The following is a 1467-nucleotide window of genomic DNA, read 5'->3' as shown; positions in this document are numbered from 1 at the left end:
GACTGTCCCCTTTGTTCACTACCTTTGGCGGTGGACAAAAATTGAACAAAAGCACACAACAATATGTAAAAAGCATTGAAACGCTTTTTACACTTGAACGTTATGCACAACCAAAACAAAACTTTGTGGTCAAATATTTAAAGTCGAACATAACAGCAAAAAAAGGAATAAATTTCGTTCGTGAAATTGTAGAAAGTTCTGGTTGTCTATTTCATAAAATCGAGCAAGAAAATGATTTAGGTATAGACGGAATTATTGAATTTATACAAGATGAAAGACCTGCAAACAAAAGCATAGCAGTTCAAATTAAATCTGGTCCATCTTACTTTCAATCAAATAAAAAAATGTGTGTAATACCAATTGAAAATCATCGCGATTATTGGTCAAATTATGCCTTACCTGTTTGCGGAATTGTATATGTACCAGAATTAGGAAAAGGATTTTGGACAAATATTAAAAGTCATCTTGAAAATGATAAGGACTTAAAAACTATAAAGTTTATAGCTGACCGAAGCAATCAACTGGATTTAGCAAACTTTAACCGACTTTTTTTACCAAACGTACTTAATCAAACACCTGACTTAACATTAATTGAAGCAGTTTCATTTTTCGATTCAGCTAATGAAAATGAATTTGTTCTCGGAAGTCTAATTCTTTTTTAGAAAATACGTAAATGAAAAAATCACTTGGGATAAATATATAAATCACATTCTAAATAACGATGTTGAAAACTTAAATGGTAGTATAATTTACCGATTAGCACATATACCGTGGCATCCTGATATTTGGTATCGAGGAGAAACAATTAATGAAGACACCAAAGAATACGCTCTAAATAAAATTAATCGCTTCAAAAAAACTGAAGTTATCAAACTTCTTTCACTTATCGAAGAAGGAATTGGAATTCAACGTGGAACAATCGGACAATCTATTGAAGCTATTTTATCAAAAGTCAACGGAATAGAAAATATACTTGCCGAAATCATAAATGACAAAAGTATTGATTTATTAATACGACATTCTGCTTCTGCTATTTATGCGTACTATTTACAGGAAAAGAGTTTCGAAATATTGGAGAGTTATACAGAAGATGAATCTTGGTTTATACCAATTTTAGTTGACCACATAAAGGAATTTAAATATTATAATCCATATCAATAGAGTGGAAAATGGCAGTGCATAACAACGTATATAGCTCATAGCTAATCAGTTGATTAATCAAAGTTAAGGCATATTTGCAAGTCCGCCAAATTTTTTAATTTGGCTTATTGAGAAGAAAAGGTAATAAGAAAATTAAAAAAATTGGCTCGTACTTACTTAACCAAATAGTTATCGCTAATTTGCACGCTACGAGCCATATACAAGACCGTTGTGGTGCATTGCGAATGAATAGAAAGATTAAAATATGTGATGAATGCGAAAGTGAATACTATTCTGACACTTCCAAAATGACAAAAATGTGTCCGG

1 protein-coding gene is annotated in these 1467 nt (G+C 31.2%); it reads left to right on the top strand.

All coding sequences use genetic code 11. From position 1 onward, the window contains the following. Window positions 1–662 (top strand): DUF4365 domain-containing protein (locus ACFQ1M_RS17660; RefSeq protein WP_386410953.1); only part of this gene is annotated, 662 nt, incomplete at its 5' end. Window positions 663–1467: the final 805 nt, after the last annotated feature.

Source organism: Sungkyunkwania multivorans (genome assembly GCF_042675645.1).
Taxonomy (GTDB): domain Bacteria; phylum Bacteroidota; class Bacteroidia; order Flavobacteriales; family Flavobacteriaceae; genus Sungkyunkwania; species Sungkyunkwania multivorans.
Note: the sequence above shows the minus strand (reverse complement) of the source record. Positions and strands in the feature narration are given on the sequence as shown.